At 72.8% G+C, this 18,824-nt stretch carries 19 protein-coding genes and 1 riboswitch; of the genes, 15 read left to right on the top strand and 4 right to left on the bottom strand.

The window, feature by feature from the left end:
• Positions 1 to 180 precede the first annotated feature (180 nt).
• A riboswitch (FMN riboswitch) is annotated at positions 181 to 311 on the top strand.
• 151 nt (positions 312 to 462) lie between these two features.
• The 10 genes from ribD (at position 463) to IO30_RS0120260 (ending at position 9,214) form a co-directional block, all read left to right on the top strand.
• The gene (gene ribD / locus IO30_RS0120305) at positions 463 to 1,611 is read left to right on the top strand and encodes a bifunctional diaminohydroxyphosphoribosylaminopyrimidine deaminase/5-amino-6-(5-phosphoribosylamino)uracil reductase RibD (protein WP_051902435.1); all 1,149 of its coding nucleotides are present in this window, start codon (positions 463 to 465) and stop codon (positions 1,609 to 1,611) included.
• Positions 1,612 to 2,235 (top strand): riboflavin synthase, encoded by a 624-nt coding sequence (locus tag IO30_RS0120300; protein ID WP_031144950.1) that lies wholly within the window; start codon positions 1,612 to 1,614, stop codon positions 2,233 to 2,235.
• On the top strand, positions 2,232 to 2,888 hold the full coding sequence (gene pnuC, locus IO30_RS0120295) for a nicotinamide riboside transporter PnuC (protein WP_031144949.1): 657 nt from the start codon (positions 2,232 to 2,234) through the stop codon (positions 2,886 to 2,888). The genes IO30_RS0120300 and pnuC overlap by 4 nt, the downstream gene beginning before the upstream one ends.
• Entirely contained in the window at positions 2,885 to 4,186 is a 1,302-nt protein-coding gene (locus tag IO30_RS0120290) for a bifunctional 3,4-dihydroxy-2-butanone-4-phosphate synthase/GTP cyclohydrolase II (RefSeq protein WP_031144948.1), read from the top strand. Before pnuC ends, IO30_RS0120290 begins: the two co-directional genes overlap by 4 nt.
• Before the next feature lie 55 nt (positions 4,187 to 4,241).
• A complete protein-coding gene (gene ribH / locus IO30_RS0120285; protein WP_007262951.1) occupies positions 4,242 to 4,727 on the top strand; it encodes a 6,7-dimethyl-8-ribityllumazine synthase in 486 nt (161 codons plus the stop codon).
• Positions 4,728 to 4,762: 35 nt separating this feature from the next.
• Positions 4,763 to 5,044 (top strand): phosphoribosyl-ATP diphosphatase, encoded by a 282-nt coding sequence (locus tag IO30_RS0120280; RefSeq protein WP_031144947.1) that lies wholly within the window; start codon positions 4,763 to 4,765, stop codon positions 5,042 to 5,044.
• Between the two features lie 74 nt (positions 5,045 to 5,118).
• The gene (gene hisG / locus IO30_RS0120275) at positions 5,119 to 5,967 is read left to right on the top strand and encodes an ATP phosphoribosyltransferase (RefSeq protein WP_031144946.1); all 849 of its coding nucleotides are present in this window, start codon (positions 5,119 to 5,121) and stop codon (positions 5,965 to 5,967) included.
• A gap of 53 nt (positions 5,968 to 6,020) precedes the next feature.
• Positions 6,021 to 6,485, top strand: coding sequence for a PH domain-containing protein (locus IO30_RS0120270; protein ID WP_031144945.1), 465 nt, complete (start codon positions 6,021 to 6,023; stop codon positions 6,483 to 6,485).
• Between the two features lie 243 nt (positions 6,486 to 6,728).
• Positions 6,729 to 8,078, top strand: a complete 1,350-nt coding sequence (locus IO30_RS0120265) for a hemolysin family protein (RefSeq protein ID WP_031144944.1) — start codon at positions 6,729 to 6,731, stop codon at positions 8,076 to 8,078.
• Positions 8,075 to 9,214 carry a hemolysin family protein gene (locus tag IO30_RS0120260; protein WP_031144943.1) on the top strand — a complete coding sequence of 380 codons (1,140 nt, stop codon included), beginning with the start codon at positions 8,075 to 8,077 and terminating at the stop codon, positions 9,212 to 9,214. Before IO30_RS0120265 ends, IO30_RS0120260 begins: the two co-directional genes overlap by 4 nt.
• Before the next feature lie 48 nt (positions 9,215 to 9,262).
• On the opposite strand, the gene IO30_RS0120255 is transcribed toward IO30_RS0120260, so the two are convergent.
• Positions 9,263 to 11,230 (bottom strand): AAA family ATPase, encoded by a 1,968-nt coding sequence (locus IO30_RS0120255; protein ID WP_031144942.1) that lies wholly within the window; start codon positions 11,228 to 11,230, stop codon positions 9,263 to 9,265.
• 379 nt (positions 11,231 to 11,609) lie between these two features.
• Positions 11,610 to 12,254 carry a uridine kinase family protein gene (locus IO30_RS0120250; protein WP_031144941.1) on the bottom strand — a complete coding sequence of 215 codons (645 nt, stop codon included), beginning with the start codon at positions 12,252 to 12,254 and terminating at the stop codon, positions 11,610 to 11,612.
• 125 nt (positions 12,255 to 12,379) lie between these two features.
• On the opposite strand from IO30_RS0120250, the gene IO30_RS0120245 reads away from it, so the two are divergent.
• From IO30_RS0120245 to IO30_RS44745, 3 genes are all read left to right on the top strand, one after another.
• Complete coding sequence (locus IO30_RS0120245; RefSeq protein ID WP_031144940.1) at positions 12,380 to 13,741, top strand: peptidase C39 family protein; 1,362 nt, start codon at positions 12,380 to 12,382, stop codon at positions 13,739 to 13,741.
• 93 nt (positions 13,742 to 13,834) lie between these two features.
• Positions 13,835 to 14,269: an SPW repeat protein gene (locus IO30_RS0120240; protein WP_031144939.1), complete on the top strand. Its 435-nt coding sequence runs from the start codon at positions 13,835 to 13,837 to the stop codon at positions 14,267 to 14,269.
• A gap of 131 nt (positions 14,270 to 14,400) precedes the next feature.
• A complete protein-coding gene (locus IO30_RS44745; RefSeq protein ID WP_107065236.1) occupies positions 14,401 to 14,553 on the top strand; it encodes an SCO1431 family membrane protein in 153 nt (50 codons plus the stop codon).
• Here the strand turns inward: IO30_RS44745 and IO30_RS0120230 are convergent.
• Positions 14,531 to 15,523, bottom strand: coding sequence for a DUF6114 domain-containing protein (locus tag IO30_RS0120230; protein ID WP_031144938.1), 993 nt, complete (start codon positions 15,521 to 15,523; stop codon positions 14,531 to 14,533). The two genes, IO30_RS44745 and IO30_RS0120230, sit on opposite strands and share 23 nt — an antisense overlap.
• Positions 15,514 to 16,170 carry a DUF6230 family protein gene (locus IO30_RS0120225; protein ID WP_031144937.1) on the bottom strand — a complete coding sequence of 219 codons (657 nt, stop codon included), beginning with the start codon at positions 16,168 to 16,170 and terminating at the stop codon, positions 15,514 to 15,516. The genes IO30_RS0120230 and IO30_RS0120225 overlap by 10 nt, the downstream gene beginning before the upstream one ends.
• Before the next feature lie 118 nt (positions 16,171 to 16,288).
• On the opposite strand from IO30_RS0120225, the gene IO30_RS0120220 reads away from it, so the two are divergent.
• Positions 16,289 to 17,008: a TetR/AcrR family transcriptional regulator gene (locus tag IO30_RS0120220; protein ID WP_031144936.1), complete on the top strand. Its 720-nt coding sequence runs from the start codon at positions 16,289 to 16,291 to the stop codon at positions 17,006 to 17,008.
• A gap of 181 nt (positions 17,009 to 17,189) precedes the next feature.
• Complete coding sequence (locus tag IO30_RS0120215; protein WP_031144935.1) at positions 17,190 to 18,362, top strand: acyl-CoA dehydrogenase family protein; 1,173 nt, start codon at positions 17,190 to 17,192, stop codon at positions 18,360 to 18,362.
• The last annotated feature ends 462 nt before the right edge of the window (positions 18,363 to 18,824 follow it).

The following is an 18,824-nucleotide window of genomic DNA, read 5'->3' as shown; positions in this document are numbered from 1 at the left end:
GTTAAGAGGACTAGACCAGCTCGTCAATAGGTCTGGACCAAAGCCGGGCTCCGGGGTCCGCACCCGCTGCGGACGACCGGCGGAGGTCCGTCCGTGACCGCCCCCATGTGAGCCAGGCCACATCCCCTCACTCGCGTGGCCCCCGATCACCCGTGGCAGACTGGCTTCAGTACCAGTAAGCAGCGCACTCCGGGGTCGGTGTAATTCCGAACCGGCGGTTATAGTCCGCGACCCGTCCGCAGCCAGCGGCCGGTTGACCAGGTGAGATTCCTGGACCGACGGTTAAAGTCCGGATGGGAGGCAGTGCGCGGCGGGCCAGTGACCGGTACGCCGCCGTCGGCGATCCGTCGGCGCATCCCCAGCGGATGCGTCTGACCGGACCGTTCTTCCGGCCTCGGCGTCCCCGTGTGCGCTTTCCCGCTTCATCTGTCGTATCCCGACAGGCCCCGGAGTCCGTGCCCGATGAGGCAGGAGGACCCGGTGGCGACACACGCCGCGCACGCAGCACCCGACACGGACATCCGTGCCATGCGCCGAGCCGTCGAGCTCGCCGCCCGCGGACTCGGCTCCACCAGCCCCAACCCCGTCGTCGGCTGCGTCATCACCGACGCCGCGGGCACCGTCGTGGGCGAGGGCTGGCACCAGCGGGCCGGCGGCCCGCACGCCGAGGTCCACGCCCTGCGCGCCGCAGGCGCCGCCGCCCGCGGCGCCACCGCCTACGTCACCCTCGAACCCTGCAACCACACCGGCCGTACGGGACCCTGCGCACAGGCCCTCCTCGACGCCGGGATCAGCCGCGTCGTCTACGCCGTGGCCGACCCGAACCAGCAGGCCAGCGGCGGGGCGGCCACCCTGCGCGCCGCCGGGGTCGACACCACGGGCGGGCTGCTCGCCGCCGAGGCCGAGCAGGGCAACGCCGCCTGGCTGACCTCCGTACGCCGCGGCCGCCCCCACGTCACCTGGAAGTACGCCGCCACCCTCGACGGCCGCAGCGCCGCCGCGGACGGCACCAGCCGCTGGATCAGCTCCCCCGAGTCCCGGGCCGACGTCCACCGGCTGCGCGCCGAGAGCGACGCCGTCCTGGTGGGCGGCGGCACCCTGCGCGACGACGACCCGCACCTCGCCGTACGCGGCATCGAAGGCGCCACGCAGCCGCTGCGGATCGCCCTCGACACCCGCGCCACGCTCCCCGCGAGCGCCCGCATCCTCGACGACGCCGCCCCCACCCTGCTCGTCGTCGGACAGGACGCCGACACCCGGCACCTGCCCGGCGTCGACCTGCTCCGGCTGCCCCTGCACGACGGCCGCGTCGCCGTCCACGACCTGCTCGCCGCACTGCACGCCCGCGGCACGCGCTCCGTCCTGCTGGAAGGCGGACCCGTCCTCGCCGGGGCCTTCCTCGAAGCCGGAGCCGTCGACCGCGTGATCGGCTACCTCGCCCCCGCCCTGCTCGGTGCGGGCCCCGCGGCCCTCGCCGACGCGGGAGTGAGCACCATCGCCGGTGCCCTGCGCCTCGACCTCACCGAGGCGGTCCGCATCGGCCCCGATCTCCGCATCACCGCAGTTCCCGCCCCCGCCACCGGGTCCGCCCCCGCCACCAAGGAGCACTGAGTGTTCACCGGAATCGTCGAAGAACTGGGCGAGGTCGCCGCCGTCGAGCAGCTCGCGGAAGCCTCCCGCTTCCGCCTGCGCGGCCCCCTCGTCACCGACGGCGCCAAGCACGGCGACTCCATCGCCGTCAACGGCGTCTGCCTGACCGTCGTGGACACCGCCGACGGCGAGTTCACCGCCGACGTCATGCAGGAGACCCTGAACCGCTCCAGCCTCGGCGCCCTCGCACCCGGCTCCCGGGTCAACCTGGAGCGGCCCATGGCCCTCGGCGGACGCCTCGGCGGCCACCTGGTCCAGGGACACGTCGACGGCACCGGCGCGATCCTCTCCAGGACCCCGTCCGAACACTGGGAGATCGTCAAGGTCGCCCTCCCGGAGAACCTCTCGCGCTACGTCGTCGAGAAGGGCTCCATCACGGTCGACGGCGTCAGCCTCACCGTGGTCGAGGCCGCCGCCGACTGGTTCACGATCAGCCTGATCCCCACCACCCTCGCGCTGACCACCCTCGGCCTCAAGCAGCCCGGCGACCCCGTCAACCTCGAGGTCGACGTCCTCGCCAAGTACGTCGAGCGCCTGCTGGCCGCCGGAGTCGACCCCCTGCACGCCGAAGGAGGAGACCGGTGAGCGCCCTGACCTGGCTCAACGCCGAGGCCTTCACGGTCTTCGACCAGAAGGTCATCTGGTCCGACATGATCGGCAACCTGATGGGCCTGGCCGCCCTCGCCCTCGGGTGGCGGCGCTCCATATGGACCTGGCCCGCCCAGTTCCTCTCCGGCCTGATCCTCATCGCCGCCTACGCCTCCGCCCACCTCGCCGGCGGCGTCGGCAAGCAGCTCCTGGTCATCGGCGTGGCCCTGTTCGGCTGGCGCGCCTGGCAGCGCGGCAAGCAGCAGGCCCAGGACGGCTCCATCGCGGTCCGCACCGCCACCTGGAAGGAGCGCGGGCTCCTCCTCGCCGGAGCGGCGCTGGGCACCCTCGCCGTCGGCGGCCTGTTCACGGCCTTCCCGCACCTGTCCTGGAGCCCGTGGGCCGACGCCTACATCTTCGTCGGCACCATCGTCGCGATGATCGCCCAGGCCCGCGGCCTGGTCGAGTTCTGGTTCGCCTGGCTCCTCGTCGACCTCGTCGGCGTCCCCCTCGCCTTCAACAACGGCCTGGCCTTCTCCGGCCTCGTCTACGTCGTCTACTTCGCCCTGGTCCTGTGGGGCGCGTACGACTGGTACCAGCGCTCGCGCACCACCTCCGCCGCCCCGGCCCTGGAAGGAGCAACGGCATGACCGCCGCCCTCAAGCCCGTCCCCGACGTCATCGACGTCCCCGAGGAGACCTTCCGCCTCGACCCCGTCGAGCAGGCCATCCGCGACATCGCAGCAGGCCGCCCGATCGTCGTCGTCGACGACGAGGACCGCGAGAACGAGGGCGACCTCGTCATCGCCGCCGAGAAGGCCACCCCCGAGATCATCGCGTTCATGATGAGCGAGTGCCGCGGCCTGATCTGCGCCCCCATGGAGGGCCCGGAGCTCGACCGGCTGGAGCTCCCCCAGATGGTCCAGCACAACACCGAGTCGATGCAGACCGCCTTCACCGTCTCCGTCGACGCGAGCGCCGCCCACGGGGTCTCCACCGGCATCTCCGCCGCCGACCGCGCCACCACCCTGCGCCTCCTGGCGAACGGGACCTCCGGCCCCGGCGACTTCGTCCGCCCCGGCCACATCTTCCCGCTGCGCGCCAAGCCCGGCGGCGTCCTGGTCCGGGGCGGCCACACCGAGGCCGCCGTCGACCTCGCCCGCCTCGCGGGCCTGCGCCCGGCCGGCGCCATCGTGGAGATCGCCGGCGAGGACGGCGTCATGCTGCGCCTGCCCGAGCTGATCCCCTTCGCCCGCAAGCACGGCCTGACGATCATCTCCATCGAGGACCTGATCGCCTACCGCCGCTCCGCCGAGCCCACCGTGCGCCGCGAGGCCGAGGTCAGCCTGCCGACCGCCTTCGGCGACTTCACCGCCTACGGCTACCGCTCCACCGTCGACGGCGTCGAGCACGTCGCCCTCGTCCACGGCGAGATCGGCGACGGCGCCGACGTCCTGGTCCGCATGCACTCCGAGTGCCTGACCGGCGACATCTTCCAGTCCCAGCGCTGCGACTGCGGCCCCCAGCTGCACGCCTCCATGGAACGCATCCAGGCCGAGGGCCGCGGCGTCGTCGTCTACCTCCGCGGCCACGAGGGCCGCGGCATCGGACTGCTGTCCAAGCTGCGCGCGTACGAACTCCAGGAGCGCGGCCGCGACACCCTCGACGCCAACCTCGAACTGGGCCTGCCCGCCGACGCCCGGGACTACGCGGCGGGCGCGCAGATCCTCGCCGACCTCGGCGTGCACAGCGTCCGCCTGCTGACCAACAACCCCGACAAGTCCGCCGCCCTCGTCCGGAACGGCATCACGGTCACCGGCCGCGAGGCCATGCCCATCGAGGCGGGCGAGCACAACCTGCGGTACCTGCGCACCAAGCGGGACCGGATGGGGCACGACCTGCCCTGGCTGGAGGGGGCCGTGCCCACCTCCGCCTGCGGCAACCAGTGATCACACACACCACCGCACCACCACACCGGCACACGAACCACCGAGGAGCAGAGCTGTGAGCGGCAAGGGCGCACCCGAACTGAGCGTGAAGAACTGCGGAGACCTCCGGGTCGCCGTGATCGCTGCCCAGTGGCACGAGAAGGTCATGGACGGACTGGTCGACGGCGCCCTGCGGGCCCTGCACGAGCTGGGCATCGACGAGCCCACCCTCCTGCGGGTCCCCGGCAGCTTCGAGCTCCCCGTCGTGGCGAAGGTACTGGCCGGTCGCGGTTACGATGCCATCGTCGCCCTCGGAGTGGTCATCCGCGGCGGCACCCCGCACTTCGACTACGTCTGCCAGGGCGTCACCCAGGGCCTGGTACAGGTGTCGATCGACACCGGAGTCCCCGTCGGCTTCGGCGTCCTGACCTGCGACAACGACGAGCAGGCGCTGGACCGCGCCGGACTCGAGGGGTCGAACGAGGACAAGGGGCACGAAGCGGTCACCGCCGCCGTCTCCACCGCCATGACCCTGCGGACCGTCAGCGAACCCTGGCGCTGAGTGGCGTGGGGGAACCCCGTATTCTGAGGACCATCATGGCGAACAAACCCCCCAAGAGCTTCGAAGAGCTCTTCACCGAGCTCCAGCTCAAGGCCGCCAACGGCGACCCCAGCACCTCCCGCACCGCCGAGCTGGTCAGCAAGGGCGTCCATGCCATCGGCAAGAAGGTCGTCGAAGAGGCCGCCGAGGTCTGGATGGCCGCCGAGTACGAGGGCAAGGAAGCCGCCGCCGAGGAGATCTCCCAGCTGCTCTACCACGTCCAGGTGATGATGGTGGCGCGCGGGATCTCCCTCGACGACGTCTACGCGCACCTCTAGGCCGGAGCTCCCCGGCGCGGCCCCCGCGCCCGCCCACGCACACCCTTACGCACCTACGCACCAAAGGAAGCCCCATGCTGCGCATCGCCGTCCCCAACAAGGGTTCACTCTCCGGACCGGCGTCGGCGATGCTCCATGAGGCCGGCTACCGCCAGCGCAAGGAGTCCAAGGAACTCGTCACGGTCGACCCCGACAACGAGGTCGAGTTCTTCTACCTCCGCCCGAAGGACATCGCGATCTACGTCGCCTCGGGCAAGCTCGACATCGGCATCACCGGCCGTGACCTGCTCCTGGACTCCGGCGCCAACGCCGAGGAGATCCTGCCGCTGAACTTCGGCAGGTCCACCTTCCGCTACGCCACCAAGCCCGGCACCGCGAAGGGCCCCGAGGACTTCGGCGGCATGACCATCGCGACCTCGTACGAGGGAATCGTCGGCAAGCACCTCGCCGAACTCGGCATCGACGCCTCCGTCGTGCACCTGGACGGCGCGGTCGAGACCGCCATCGAACTCGGCGTCGCCCAGATCATCGCGGACGTCGTCGAAACCGGCACCAGCCTGCGCAACGCCGGCCTCGAAGTCATCGGCGAGCCCATCCTCAAGTCCGAGGCGACCGTCATCCGCCGCACCGGCGCCGCCACCGACGACCCCAAGGTCGCGCAGTTCCTGCGCCGCCTCCAGGGCGTCCTGGTCGCCCGCAGCTACGTGATGATGGACTACGACTGCCGCGCCGAGCACCTGGAACGCGCCGTCGCCCTCACCCCGGGCCTGGAGTCGCCGACCATCTCCCCGCTGCACAACGAGGGCTGGGTCGCGGTCCGTGCCATGGTCCCGGCCAAGGAGGCCCAGCGGATCATGGACGACCTGTACGAACTCGGCGCCCGCGCGATCCTCACCACCTCGATCCACGCCTGCCGGCTCTGACCGGCACGCCCGCGCCGCACCGCACGCCACCTCCAGAAGGCACCCGAACACCCATGGCCGAGCCCGCCGCCCCGCCCGCACCGCCCGCCCTGCCGGTCACCTTCCGGCCGACCCGTACCCGGGCCGTCCTGCTGGGCGTCGGGCTCGTCATGTTCGTCACCATCACCACGGTCGCCTTCCTCCTGGAGAACCTCGCCCCGGGGGAGCGGATCAGCTTCGTCTTCACGGCGGCGCTCCTCACCTCCGTCCTCGTCCTGCTCAGCCGCCCCAAGGTGGTCGCGGACGAGAACGGCGTCACCGTCGTCAACCTGACGACCACGCGCCGCCTCGAATGGGCCCAGATCCTGCGCGTCAACCTGCGCCCCGGGGACCCGTGGGTCTTCCTCGACCTCAGCGACGGCACCAGCCTGCCCGCCCTCGGCATCCAGCCCGGGGTGGCCCGGCAGCAGGCCGTCAGCGACGCCCGCGCCCTGCGCGCCCTCGCCGAGACCCGCGGAACCGGCGCGCACGACCACTGAGCCGAGCCCGGGCCGCCGTCGGGACACGACGGAGAGCGACCCGAGCGGCCGACTCCGACCGCTGCGTCCCATTGCGGCCGGGACCTCAGTGACTACCCTGGTGGCGGGGCGCGGCTGCGCGCCCTCCCACCGGCCCCGGGACCCCGTGGCCCGTGGGCACCTGCGACTCGAGGAGTGACTCCCTCCAGCAATGGACGGATCGTCCGGTAATACCCGCGCCGCCCTCCCCACGGAGGCGGCGGCATGACCATCCCGCTACTCCTGCTCGTGGCGGCCTTCGTTCTCATCCTCGCCAACGGCTTCTTCGTGGCGGCCGAATTCGGCCTCGTCACCGTCGAGAAGCCCGAGGCCGAACGCGCCGCCGCCGACGGCGACCGCCGTGCCCGCACGGTGGTCGAAGCCCTTCGGGAACTGTCCTTCCAGCTCTCGGGCACCCAGCTCGGCATCACCATCACCTCCCTCGTGGTCGGCATGCTCGCCGAGCCCGCCCTCGCCGCACTGCTGGCCGGGCCGCTCACCGCGACCGGCCTGCCGCGAGGAGCCACCGCCGGCATCGCCGTCGTCATCGGCATGCTGCTCGCCTCCGCCGTCCAGATGGTCGTCGGCGAGCTCGTCCCGAAGAACTGGGCGGTCTCCAGGCCGCTGCAGGTGGCCCGCTTCGTCGCCGGCCCCCAGCAGACCTTCTCCCGCGCCTTCCGGCCCGTCATCGCCGGCCTCAACGCCGTCGCCAACCGGCTGGTGCGGATGCTGGGCGTCGAGCCCACCGAGGAGATGGCCTCCGCCCGCACCCCCGGCGAACTGGTCTCCCTGGTCCGCCATTCGGCCCAGGCCGGCGCCCTCGAACAGGACACCGCCGACCTCTTCGTCCGGACCCTGTCGCTGGGCGAGCTCACCGCCCAGCACGTCATGACCCCCCGCGTGAAGGTCAGCACCCTTCAGTACACGGCCACCGCCGCCGACGTGCTCAACCTGACCCGCGCCACCGGCCTGTCCCGCTTCCCCGTCTACCGCGAACGGATCGACGAGATCACCGGCGTGGTCTCCCTCAAGGACGCCCTCGCCGTACCCGAGGCGGAACGTGCCCGCACCACCGTCGGCCGGATCTGCGTCGCCCCGCTCCTGGTACCGGGCTCCCTGCCGGTACAGCCCCTGCTCGAGCGCCTGCGCTCCGAACAGCCGATGGCCGTGGTCGTCGACGAGTACGGCGGCACCGCGGGCGTCGTCACCCTGGAGGACATCGTGGAGGAACTCGTCGGCGAGGTCCGCGACGAGCACGACCACGCGGAGGACGGCCGCCCCGAGCTGGCCGCCGTGACCGCCGAGGACGGCCGCCCCTCCTGGGAGGCCGACGGCAGCTGCCGGGTCCAGACCCTGCGCAGGATAGGCCTGGAGGTGCCCGAAGGCCCCTACGAGACCGTCGCCGGCCTCGTCGCCGACCTGCTCGGCCGTATCCCCGCACCCGGGGACCGGGCCGAACTCCCCGGATGGAAGCTCTCCGTCCGTCAAGTCGGCCGCTACCGGGCCGAACGGGTCCGGCTGGTGCGCACGGCCGCCGTCCCCGCCCACGCCGAACTGGAAGCGGTGGGCCGGTGAACGCCCTCCAGCTCCTGTTCGCCCTGCTCCTGGTCCTGGCCAACGGCTTCTTCGTCGGCGCCGAGTTCGCGCTGGTCTCCGTACGCCGCAGCCAGATCGAGCCCCTCGCCGCCGCCTCCAAGCGGGCCCGCCAGGTCCTGTACGGCCTGGAGAACCTGCCCCGCATGATGGCCGCGGCGCAGTTCGGCATCACCATGTGCTCCCTCACCCTCGGAGCCGTCGCCGAACCCACCGTCGCCCGGCTCCTGGAGCCGGTCTTCCACGCCCTGCACGTCCCGCAGGGCCTGATCCACCCCCTCGGCTACGCCCTCGCGCTCGCCGCCGTGGTCTTCCTGCACCTGGTCATCGGCGAGATGGTCCCCAAGAACCTCGCCATGGCCGCCCCCGAGAAGACCGCCCTGTGGTTCAGCCCCGGCCTGGTCGCCTTCGCCCGCGTGTGCGGGCCGGTCACGACCGCGCTCGGCGCCTGCTCCACGCTCGTCCTGCGGCTCTTCAAGGTCGAGCCCAAGGACGAGGTCGAAGCCGTCTACACCCGCGCCCAGCTCGGCCGCCTCGTCGAGGACTCCCGGCAGGCCGGTCTCCTGGAACCGGGGGAGCAGGAGCGGCTGGAGGACGCCCTCGAACTGGGCAGCCGCCCGGTCACCGACGTCCTCCTCGCCCGGGACCGCATCGTCACCGTCGGCCCCTCGGCCACCCCGCGCCAGATCGAGCAGCTGACGGTGCGCACCGGGTACTCCCGCTTCCCCGTCCGCTCCGACAGCGGCGCCTTCATGGGCTACCTGCACGTCAAGGACGTCCTGGACCTGGAGGACCGGGAACGGGCCGTGCCCCAGCGGGTCTGGCGGCGGATGACCACCCTGTCCGCCACCCTCCCGCTCGACGACGCGCTCAGCGTCATGCGCCGCGACGCCACCCATCTGGCGCAGGTCGCGGACGCGGCCGGGCGCGTGCTGGGCCTCGTCGCCATGGAGGACGTCCTGGAGATGCTGGTGGGCGAGGTCCGCGACCCCGCGCACCGCTGCGCCCCCGCGGCCCGGCGGCCGGAGCCGAGCCGGGAGCCCGGCCGGGAACCGATTCCGGAGCCGAGCCCCGGGCCGAGCCCGGAGCACCGCCCACAGGGCGCAATGGCCGGCTGACCCCACCGCGGACGGACAGCCCCGCAGGAGCGCCCCCGGCGCCGCCGCTCACAACGGCGGCGCCTCCGGACGGTCCTGCGGGCCCCGCCCCGACAGGACCTCCCCGTAGGCCTGCATCAGGTCCGCGAGCCGCAGCGTCGCCAGGTCGTCCCGGGACGGCTCGCCCGCGAAGCCCGCCAGCCGCAGGTCCCGGTAGGCACAGCTCTTCTCGTACAGGGTGCGCAGGAAACGCCCGTTGCCGAGCTCGTCGATCCAGCCCTGGTCCACCACGTGGCCGCTGATGCTGCGCAGCTCGTCCAGCGCCTCCTCGTCCCAGCGGTCCCCGTTCGCCTCCGCCACCACCCCGCCGATCGCCGTCAGCTCCAGCGGCCGGTAGCTGGGGAAGTCCACCCGGGTGGTGAACCGCGAGGACAGACCCGGATTGGCGGCCAGCAGCCGGTCCATCCCGGCCGGGTACCCCGCCAGGATCACCACCAGGTGGTCCCGGTTGTCCTCGGCCCGCTTCAGCAGCACCTGCAGGGCCTCGTCCCCGTACGCATCGCCCTTGCTGTAACCCGAGTTGGAGAGGCTGTACGCCTCGTCGACGAACAGCACCCCGCCGATCGCCGAATCGATCAGCTCGTTCGCCTTCACCGCCGTCTGCCCCAGGAACTCGCCCACCAGATCGGCCCGCTGGGCCTCCACCAGGTGGTCGCCCCCCAGCAGCCCCAGGGCGTAGAAGACCCGGCCCAGGATCCGGGCCACCGTGGTCTTGCCCGTGCCGGACGGCCCGGAGAAGACGAAGTGCCGTTTCGGCGGCTGCACCGGCAGCCCCTGCCCCGCCCGCAGCCGCGCCATGTGCAACTGCGCCGACAGGGCCTTCACCTGCCGCTTGACGGGCTCCAGGCCCACCATCCGCTCCAGCTCCGCCAGCGCCTCGGCCAGCGCCGCCGGATCCGCCGGACCGGCCGGCAGCCCCGAGGGCGCACTCTGCGGAGGGACGGACACCTTGCGCCGCGCGCCCTCGCCCCGGCCGGGCGGAGGCACCCCCGGCGCACCCGGCCCGTAGCGCGGATCCGGCGGCTCCGCCGCCGCCAGCGGATCGGACTCCGCCTGGCCGTCCGCCGCGATGTCCTGGACCGGCCCGCCGCCCAGGGCCACGGCCGCGAAGTCCCCGCCCGCCGGGGACGGACCGTGCCCGCCCCAGGCCCCGTACCCCGCGTACCCCGCCGGACCGGCCGGGTCGGCCAGACCGGCCATGCCGTCGGTGTCGTCGCCGTCCTCGATGGCCGTCAGCCGGGCCGCCGTGTCCATGAACGAGGGATCCACCCGGTGCACCGCGCGGTACAGCGGCAGCGCCGCCGCACTGCGTCCCGTGCCCTCGTGCGCCCGCGCCAGCCAGTACCGCAGCTCCTTGCGCTGCGGCTGCTCGCTGCGGCACCGCATCAGCGCCGCCGACAGCAAGGGCTCCGCCTGCCCGTACATCTCCAGGCGGACCCGGGCCATCCCGCCGAACAGACCCGCCTCGATCCCCAGCAGCGGATCGTCCACCAGCGGCTCGGTGTGCCGCACCAACTGCTCCCAGTCCTTGACCAGGTACGCCCGGCAGGCGTGCAGGAAACGCACCTGCGCATCGGTGTCCACCGGCGGCAGCGCCGCCAGCGCCTGGTCCAGCTCGGGCACGTGCCGCCCGTCCAGCCAGTGCGAGGCGTGGGCCAGCAGCAGGTCCCGCCGGCTCTCCAGCACCGGCTGCACCCACCAGCCCAGCCAGTACCAGGAGTTCAGGGTCCGGCGGTGCCGGGCGCGCTGTTCGCCGAAGCGGTCCCGGTGCGCGTACATGCGCAATAACGCGTTGGCGGTGTCCACCCGCAGGGCGTGCAGGCCCAGCCAGGCGTCGGCCATCGAGGGATCGAGCCGTACGGCCGCCCGGAACTCCTCCTCGGCCTGCGGATAGGCGCCCATGGTGCAGGCGTCGACCCCGCGAAGCCAGGCGAGTTCGGCCGGGGCGTGCATGCTGCCCGGCGTGCCGAAATCCATCACGTCCCCCACAAGCCTGCCCCCGTGGTGCGCGGCAACCCCCGCGACGATCCCGCGAGTTGCCCACTGCGCCGATGAAATCAGGGCTGCATCGTACCTGCGGTTTCGCACCTTACGTAGGGCGCGACCGCCCCGGTTCGGGCGGGGACCCCGGGAGCCTGTGGTGACTCAGTGTGAGGCCGAGGGGGTGACGAAGCCCTCGGGACGGCGCCGCGCAAGGGGTTCGGGGACGGAACGAAGCCCCCGATCACGGGGGAACAACCGGGGGCTTCGCGTCCGCGGAAGCCCGTGAAGGCCCCGCATTGAGAACGTAAGGCCGCCGCGGGCCCCCGGTCAAGCACGCCGACGGAGGCCCGCTGGGGCTCGGGTCCAGGGCCGCTCAGGCCCGGGGGAGGTCGTCACCCTCGGTGACAGAAGCGGCGGTTCCAGCCGTCGCAGCGGCCCCGGAAGACCACTCGTATCCCGTACCGCACTGACGCACCAAGGTGTCGGCGAAGGGGCGCGAAGGGTCATCCGCGAAGTGCGCGCGCTCCGCGCGCTCCCACCCGTCCCAGAAATCGGACAGTTCCCGCCCGTCCCGCCTCCGCCCGCGCCCCCAGGACTCCTCGCGCGGGGTCTCCATCCACAGCAGCCGGGCCAGATGCGGGCGCAGCGCCCGCCGCCCGGCCCCGACCCCCTCGACGAGCAGCACCGCCGCCGGCTCCAGCACCCGCTCCGCACCGAAGCGGCGCTCCACCCAGTCGTACGGGGCCCAGTGCGCGGGGCGCCCCGCGGCCAGCGGCTCCAGCACCTGCACGCGCAGCCGCTCCTGCCAGCCGAACAGCTCCTCGTGGGTGGCCACGTCGTCCAGGTGCAGCACCGGCGCCCCGCCCAGCGCCTCGCCGAGCCGCCCCGCGAAGGTGCTCTTGCCCGACCCGGCGTGCCCGTCGACACCGATCAGCCGGACCGGGCCGAGGGACGGGGGCAGGGCGGCGAGCTCGCGCGCGAGTGAGTCGAGTGAGTCGAGTGACCGGTGTGGCTCCACCCCGCCACCCTACGGCTGGACCGGTCGTCCCCCACGACACGAGCCCGCGGCTTCGGTCCCCGGCAGCCGGGAACTGGAAGGGTGAAGCCACCGATGCACCGACCCACCCCTGGGGGAACCTCGCGATGACCGCACCCACACCGCGCAGGGCCGTACTCGTCGCCGCACTCGCGGTCGCCACCGCCACCGCCGCCTCCGCGGTCCCGGGCGGCAGCGCCTCCGCCGCACCCCCGCCCGCCCGCCGGGGCCCGGGCCGCACCGTCGACAACCGCTTCTGGTTCTCCTACGAGCACTGGCTGGCCGGCCACCACCAGGGCACCACCGCCGTCGCCGGCGCCCGCCCCGGCCTCGGGATCGCCGCACCGGCCGGCCGCACCGAGTACGCCGACCCGCACACCGGCCGCAAGAGCACCTGGGAGTACGCCACCTGGACCTCCCCCCTGCACCGCTCCAGCGTCCCCGCCACCGAGGCCATCGCCTCCTGGAACGCCCGCACCCCCGCGGGCACCTGGATCCAGACCGAACTGCGCGGCACCTACACCGACGGCACCACCACCCCCTGGTACGTCATGGCCCGCTGGGCCTCCGGCGACGGCGACATCCGCCGCACCTCCGTGGACGGCCAGACCGACGGCCGCTCCACCGTCTGGACCGACACCCTCGCCGTCGACGCCCCCGCGAGCGGCCTGCGCCTCACCGGCTGGCAGCTGCGCCTCACCCTCCACCGCAGGCCGGGAGCCACCGGCGGGCCCACCGTCCGGCTGGCCGGAGCCATGGTCTCCGACGTCCCCGACCGCTTCACCGTCCCCGCGACCTCCCTCTCGGGCCAGGCCCGCGAGCTGGCCGTCCCGCGCTACTCGCAGGAGGTCCACACCGGGCGCTACCCCCAGTACGACAACGGCGGCGAGGCCTGGTGCAGCCCCACCTCCTCGCAGATGGTCATCGAGTACTGGGGCGGTCGCGCCAGTGCCGGCGCCGTGGCCTGGGTCGACCCGAAGTACTCCGACCCGCAGGTGTGCCACGCCGCCCGCTCCACCTACGACGCCGCCTACAAGGGCTGCGGGAACTGGCCCTTCAACGCCGCCTACGCCGCCACCTACAGCCGTCTCGCGGGCGTGGTCACCCGCCTGAACTCCCTCACCGACCTCGAAGTCCTCGTCCGGGCCGGGATCCCCGTGATCACCTCGCAGTCCTTCCTCGCCGGTGAGCTCACGGGAGCGGGCTACGGCACCGCGGGCCACCTGATGACCGTCATCGGCTTCACCGCCTCCGGCGACGTGATCGTCAACGACCCCAACTCGCCCGACAACAACGCCGTCCGGCGCGTCTACCGGCGCCGCGAGTTCGAGAACGTCTGGCTGCGCACCAAGCGGCACAACGCCGCCGGCAAGGCCGTCTCGGGCAGCGGAGGCGTCTGCTACCTCTACGCACCGGCCGTGCCGACCCCGGGTCAGATCGCGGCGCTGGGTGCGGTCGGCGTGCTGTGAAATCTCCCGTTGACCTGGAGGCCCGGATAAGCGGAACATAATGGGGTAAATGGGAGATAAAGGCTTCAGGCTTCTCGTAGGAGGCGGCCCGCCATGACCACCCACCCCAACATCGAGCACCACCCCGACCTCGCCGAGATGCGCACGCGGTTCGAGCGGGTGACCAGCACCCCCGCCGCACAGACGGTGGAGGCCCTGGCCCTGATCACAGGCCTGTACCTGGCGGCCTCCCCTTGGATCGCCGGGTTCAGCGTGCTGACCCCCCTGGCCATCAACAACCTGATCACCGGACTGGCCTTCTGTCTGTGCATGGGAGGCCTGGGCTCGGCGTACGAGCGCACCCACGCGATGGCCTGGACGGCCGTCGCCCTCGGTGCCTGGACGATCGTCGCCCCGTGGGTCATCGCCGGTGAGATGGACACGACCCGCACGGTGGTCAACAACCTCATCACGGGAGCCGTCGCCCTGTGCCTCGGCCTCGCGATGGCGATGATGGCCGGCCGCAACGCCCGGGACACCCGCGTCTGACGCCCTCCCGAGCCGTATCCGCGCAACCACCGGGCCCCGGCCGCACAGGCCGGGGCCCGGCCGCGTGACCCTCGCCACCCGTGACGATCGTCTCTACCGCGAAGGCCGCGAACGCTGGCACATTGGACACCATGACTGCCACCAGCGCCGCCCCGACCGACCGAGCCCGCAGCCGCGCCCGTACCGGGGGCCCCGATGAGGGTTCCTCCTGGCTGGAACACGTCCTGGGCTGGACCCTCGTGGTCGTCGTCGCCATGTTCGTCACCCAGGTCGGCTGGCTGTAAGCCGCAGCCCGTCCGTGACGATCACGTCCGAGGTGACGAGCGCCTGCTCCGCCCGGACCTGCGTCATGAAGACGAACGGCGGGATGACCGGGGGCGCGGGCAGCCCCTCGGGGCTGAAGGTGACGCACAACAGCCCTTCGATGCACCCGCTGAACCTCGTCAGGTACAAGGTCACACCGCCCCGTAGTTCCAGGGTCCGAGCCGCGAGTCCGTACTCCTCGCCGCCGTCCCGGGTGTGCAGCCGGTAGTCCCGGAGCGAAGCCGCGTCCATCCTGAGCACCAGCACCCGCAGCGGCCCGGCCGCCGTGGGCACCTCGGTGACGCCCGCGAAGGCGAAGCCCCGGGGAGCGAAGAGCGAGGTCGTCACCGTCGGGGGAGTGCGCCCGGCCACCGGCGGCCCCGCGTCCGCGGCGGCCCGCGGCTGCTGCGGCGCAGGCCCGCTCGTCACCAGGGCCGCCAGCAGCACCACCGGCAGCGCGGCCGCCAGCGTCCGCGGCCCGCCGCTGTCAGGCCGCCGGACGTACGGCCCCTCGTCCACGCCGACCGCGCCGCCCCCGTTCCCGCCCCCGTTCCCGCCCCCGCCTTCGCCCCCGGGCCCGGGCAGCGGGGTCCAGCCGAAGGCCAGTGCGCTCCCCGCGATCCCGAGGGCCATGCCCACCAGGAACCCGCCCAGGTTGGTCGCGACGAACGACAGCACCGACAGCAGCAGGGCGTGCAGTGACACGTACGTCCGCGCCTGTGGCAGCACCCACAGGCACACCCCGGCCAGCATCAGAGCCACCCCGATCCCCATCGCGGCGATCCCGCCGAGGCCCAGGCTGACCAGCACCGGCACCGGGGAGAGCGGCACCAGCAGCAGCTCGGCCCCGCCCAGGACCAGCAGGAGCCCGCCCCAGAACGGCCGGGTCCGCCGCCAGGCGCGCAGCCGCCGCCGCGGCCCGGGCAGCGGGAGCCCCGGCCTCAGAAGCACTTCTCGCCGTCCAGGGCGACGCTCACCTTCATGCCCTTGAGCTTGAAGTTGCCGCCCGTCGCGGACCAGGCGTGCGACCGAACCCCCGCCACCTCGATGTTCCCCGCCTGGAGGCCGAACTTCCCCGGCTCGCCCCTGACCCCGTCCACCTGGTCCAGGGTCGAGGCGTCCCGGCCGATCTGGGCCGTGCCGAAGGTGGCGTCGCCTTCGAGGTCCTCGCCGTCGATCACCAGACTGCTGGCCGTGACCTCTCCGGCCGGGCCCCCGGCGGTCAGCTTGAAGACCACCTTGCCCAGCGGGGTGCCCACCTCCGCGGACTGGCAGATGTCGCTGAGGGTGGCCTCGCCGATGCCCAGCAGTGCGACCGGATGCCCCGCGCCGTCCACCGATCGGTCGGTGTGCACGTACGAGGCCAGGCCCTTGCTGCTCAGCTTGGAGGAGGAGACCTGGAAGCTGGTCCCCGAGACCGCGAAGGAGGCGGCGAGCGCGCCCTGCGCCATCACCAGGGCCAGCGCGCCGACCGCGAGGACCGCGGGCACCGCCGCGACCGCCGTCCGCCGCCAGTCGACCCGGCCCTCGACCCGGCCCTCGGCCGGGCCCTCGGCCGGGCCCTCGGCCGGGCCCTCGCCTGTGTTGCCGTCACCCATGACTTGCCTCCCGTACGTCGTCCGTGCGCAGGGGAAGTGCGAATCGTGCTCGGCTCACAGGTGTGCCTGGTCTGCCATACTTCGGGCATCCTGTGGCAGTTCGAGGCTAGGGCTGAATTTGAATAATAGTCAACAGCGCGGTGTGACCGGCCGTTCGCAGGTTCGACGGGCCGAACTCATAGCCACCGGCCGGAAATTGTTCGCCGACACCTCGTACGACGCCCTCTCCATGGACGACATCGCCAAGCACGCGGGCGTCGCCAAGGGGCTGATCTACTACTACTTCAAGAGCAAACGCGGCTACTACCTCGCCATCGTCGAGGACTCCGTGGCCGGACTCGTCGCCCGCGCCGGGCGGGACACCGACCTGCCGAGCGCCGAACGCGTGCGCCGCACCGTCGACGGCTACCTCCACTACGCCGAGCACCACCACGCCGCCTACCGGACCATCGTCACCGGGGGCGTCGGCTCCGACGCCGAGGTCCTCGCCATCCGCGACGCCGTCCGCGAAGAGCTCGTCGCCACCATCGCCGAGGGCGCGTACGGCCGCCGCACCGTCCCGCCGATCGCCCGGCTCGCGCTCGTGGGCTGGCTCTCCTCGGTCGAGGGGATCACCCTGGAGTGGATCGGCACCTCCGGCGAGGGCGCCGACGGCGCTGTAGGCAGGGACGCAGTCGGTACGGACGACGCAGCCGGCGAGGGCGCCGACGGCCGTCCCGGCCGGGCCCGCCTCGGAGCCCTGCTCGTACGCCAGCTGCGTGCCACCTTGACGGTCATCGAGGAGTTCGTCCCGGAGTGCCCGGCTCCGCCCGTACCCGAGGATGTCTCCCGGCCATAACGATGATCTTGCACCGGTGACGGGACGCCGCTGATCAGGCATACTCAACCCGCCGCAGCCGCTGAACCGCCCCTTCCGTGACCCGGGAGGGCACCATCGGCTGTAAGAGCACCGAGACCCGGCGGCGCGTCCCACACCTCACGCGTCGCCGCCGTGCCCGACGAGGGAGGAGAGCGCCGCCATGACTGACCGCGCCCCGCAGCCGGTGGACCGACAGCTGCCCACCGAGGAGTCCCGGGACCTCCTCGCGCTCGTACGCGAGATCGCCCAGCGGGAGATCCGCCCCCGGGCCGCCGAGGAGGAGGACTCCGGCCGGTTCCCGCGCGAGATCTTCACCCTGCTGTCCGAGGCCGGGCTGCTCGGACTCCCCTACGACGGCGACTTCGGCGGCGGCGAGCAGCCGTACGAGGTGTACCTCCAGGTCCTCGAAGAGCTCGCCGCGGCCCGCCTGACCGTCGGCCTCGGCGTCAGCGTCCACTCGCTGGCCTGCCACGGACTGGCCGGATACGGCACCAAGGAGCAGCAGGGCGCCCACCTGCCCGCCATGCTCGGCGGGGGCCTGCTCGGCGCCTACTGCCTCTCCGAGCCGGCCGCCGGCTCCGACGCCGCCTCGCTGACCACCAAGGCGGTGCGCGATGGCGACGACTGGGTCATCACCGGCACCAAGGCCTGGATCACCCACGGTGGCGTCGCCGACTTCTACACCGTCCTCGCACGCACCGGCGCCGCGGGCCCCAAGGGCATCACCGCCTTCCTCGTCCCCGGGGACGCGCCGGGCCTCACCGCCGCCGTGCCCGAGAAGAAGATGGGCATGAAGGGCTCGCCCACCGCCCAGCTGCACTTCGACGGCGTACGCGTCTCCGACGCGCGCCGCATCGGCGAGGAGGGCCAGGGCTTCACCATCGCCCTCGCCGCCCTCGACGCGGGCCGCCTCGGTATCGCCGCCTGCGCCATCGGCGTCGCCCAGGCCGCGCTCGACGAGGCCGTGACGTACGCCCTGGACCGCAAGCAGTTCGGGCACCCGATCGCGGACTTCCAGGGGCTGCGCTTCATGCTGGCCGACATGGCCACCAAGATCGAGGCGGGCCGCGCCCTGTACCTCGCCGCGGCGCGCCTGCGCGACGCGGGCAAGCCGTTCTCCCGCCAGGCGGCCATGGCCAAGCTGTTCTGCACCGACGCGGCGATGGCCGTCACGACGGACGCGGTCCAGATCCTCGGCGGCTACGGGTACACCGCGGACTTCCCCGTCGAGCGGCTCATGCGCGAGGCGAAGGTGCTGCAGATCGTGGAGGGCACCAACCAGATCCAGCGCATGGTCATCGCCCGCCACCTGGCGGGCCCGGAGACGCGCTGACGCTAGTAGAGCCCGCTGCTGCCGGCGGGCCACACCGGGGAACTGGTGAGGCGGGACCACTCCGGGTCCCGCCGGCCCGGCAGCGTACGCCCGTCATCGGCCCAGCGGGCCAGCAGCGCACGGTAGATGGGCGGATCGGGGGCCTGGCCCTGCTGGACAGGATCACGCTGAACCGATTCTTCGTAACCCGGCGGCATCGGGCGGCGCCTTCGGCCCGTTGAAGACTGAAGCATGGTCATGCACGGCCAACGCCCCACCGGAGTACCGGGTAATCCCCCTCAGGGCACGCCCATCCGTTCGACCCTTCCCCGTGGGGCGGGGGCGGGGGCTTCGGGGGGCTTGTGCCTGCTGGGCGGTATCAGGGATGTCTTGGGGGATTCCCGTCAGTCCCAGGGTCCTTCCGTGCCGGGCCGGGCCCTCAAGGGCGCTCCTTCGTCGCGTCGCTTCGCGATGGCCTTCGGC

This window comes from Streptomyces xanthophaeus (assembly GCF_000725805.1).
GTDB lineage: Bacteria > Actinomycetota > Actinomycetes > Streptomycetales > Streptomycetaceae > Streptomyces > Streptomyces xanthophaeus.
The sequence above is the reverse complement of the archived record's forward strand: the minus strand, read 5'-3'. Positions and strand labels throughout refer to the sequence as shown.

Excerpts from the sequence above, each read along its gene's own strand:
- ribD (WP_051902435.1), top strand. The coding sequence starts at position 463 with ATGAGGCAGGAGGACCCGGTGGCGACACACGCCGCGCACGCAGCACCC.
- IO30_RS0120290 (WP_031144948.1), top strand. The coding sequence starts at position 2,885 with ATGACCGCCGCCCTCAAGCCCGTCCCCGACGTCATCGACGTCCCCGAG.
- IO30_RS0120280 (WP_031144947.1), top strand. The coding sequence starts at position 4,763 with ATGGCGAACAAACCCCCCAAGAGCTTCGAAGAGCTCTTCACCGAGCTC.
- hisG (WP_031144946.1), top strand. The coding sequence starts at position 5,119 with ATGCTGCGCATCGCCGTCCCCAACAAGGGTTCACTCTCCGGACCGGCG.
- IO30_RS0120270 (WP_031144945.1), top strand. The coding sequence starts at position 6,021 with ATGGCCGAGCCCGCCGCCCCGCCCGCACCGCCCGCCCTGCCGGTCACC.
- IO30_RS0120265 (WP_031144944.1), top strand. The coding sequence starts at position 6,729 with ATGACCATCCCGCTACTCCTGCTCGTGGCGGCCTTCGTTCTCATCCTC.
- IO30_RS0120255 (WP_031144942.1), bottom strand. The coding sequence starts at position 11,230 with ATGGATTTCGGCACGCCGGGCAGCATGCACGCCCCGGCCGAACTCGCC.
- IO30_RS0120245 (WP_031144940.1), top strand. The coding sequence starts at position 12,380 with ATGACCGCACCCACACCGCGCAGGGCCGTACTCGTCGCCGCACTCGCG.
- IO30_RS0120240 (WP_031144939.1), top strand. The coding sequence starts at position 13,835 with ATGACCACCCACCCCAACATCGAGCACCACCCCGACCTCGCCGAGATG.
- IO30_RS44745 (WP_107065236.1), top strand. The coding sequence starts at position 14,401 with ATGACTGCCACCAGCGCCGCCCCGACCGACCGAGCCCGCAGCCGCGCC.
- IO30_RS0120225 (WP_031144937.1), bottom strand. The coding sequence starts at position 16,170 with ATGGGTGACGGCAACACAGGCGAGGGCCCGGCCGAGGGCCCGGCCGAG.
- IO30_RS0120215 (WP_031144935.1), top strand. The coding sequence starts at position 17,190 with ATGACTGACCGCGCCCCGCAGCCGGTGGACCGACAGCTGCCCACCGAG.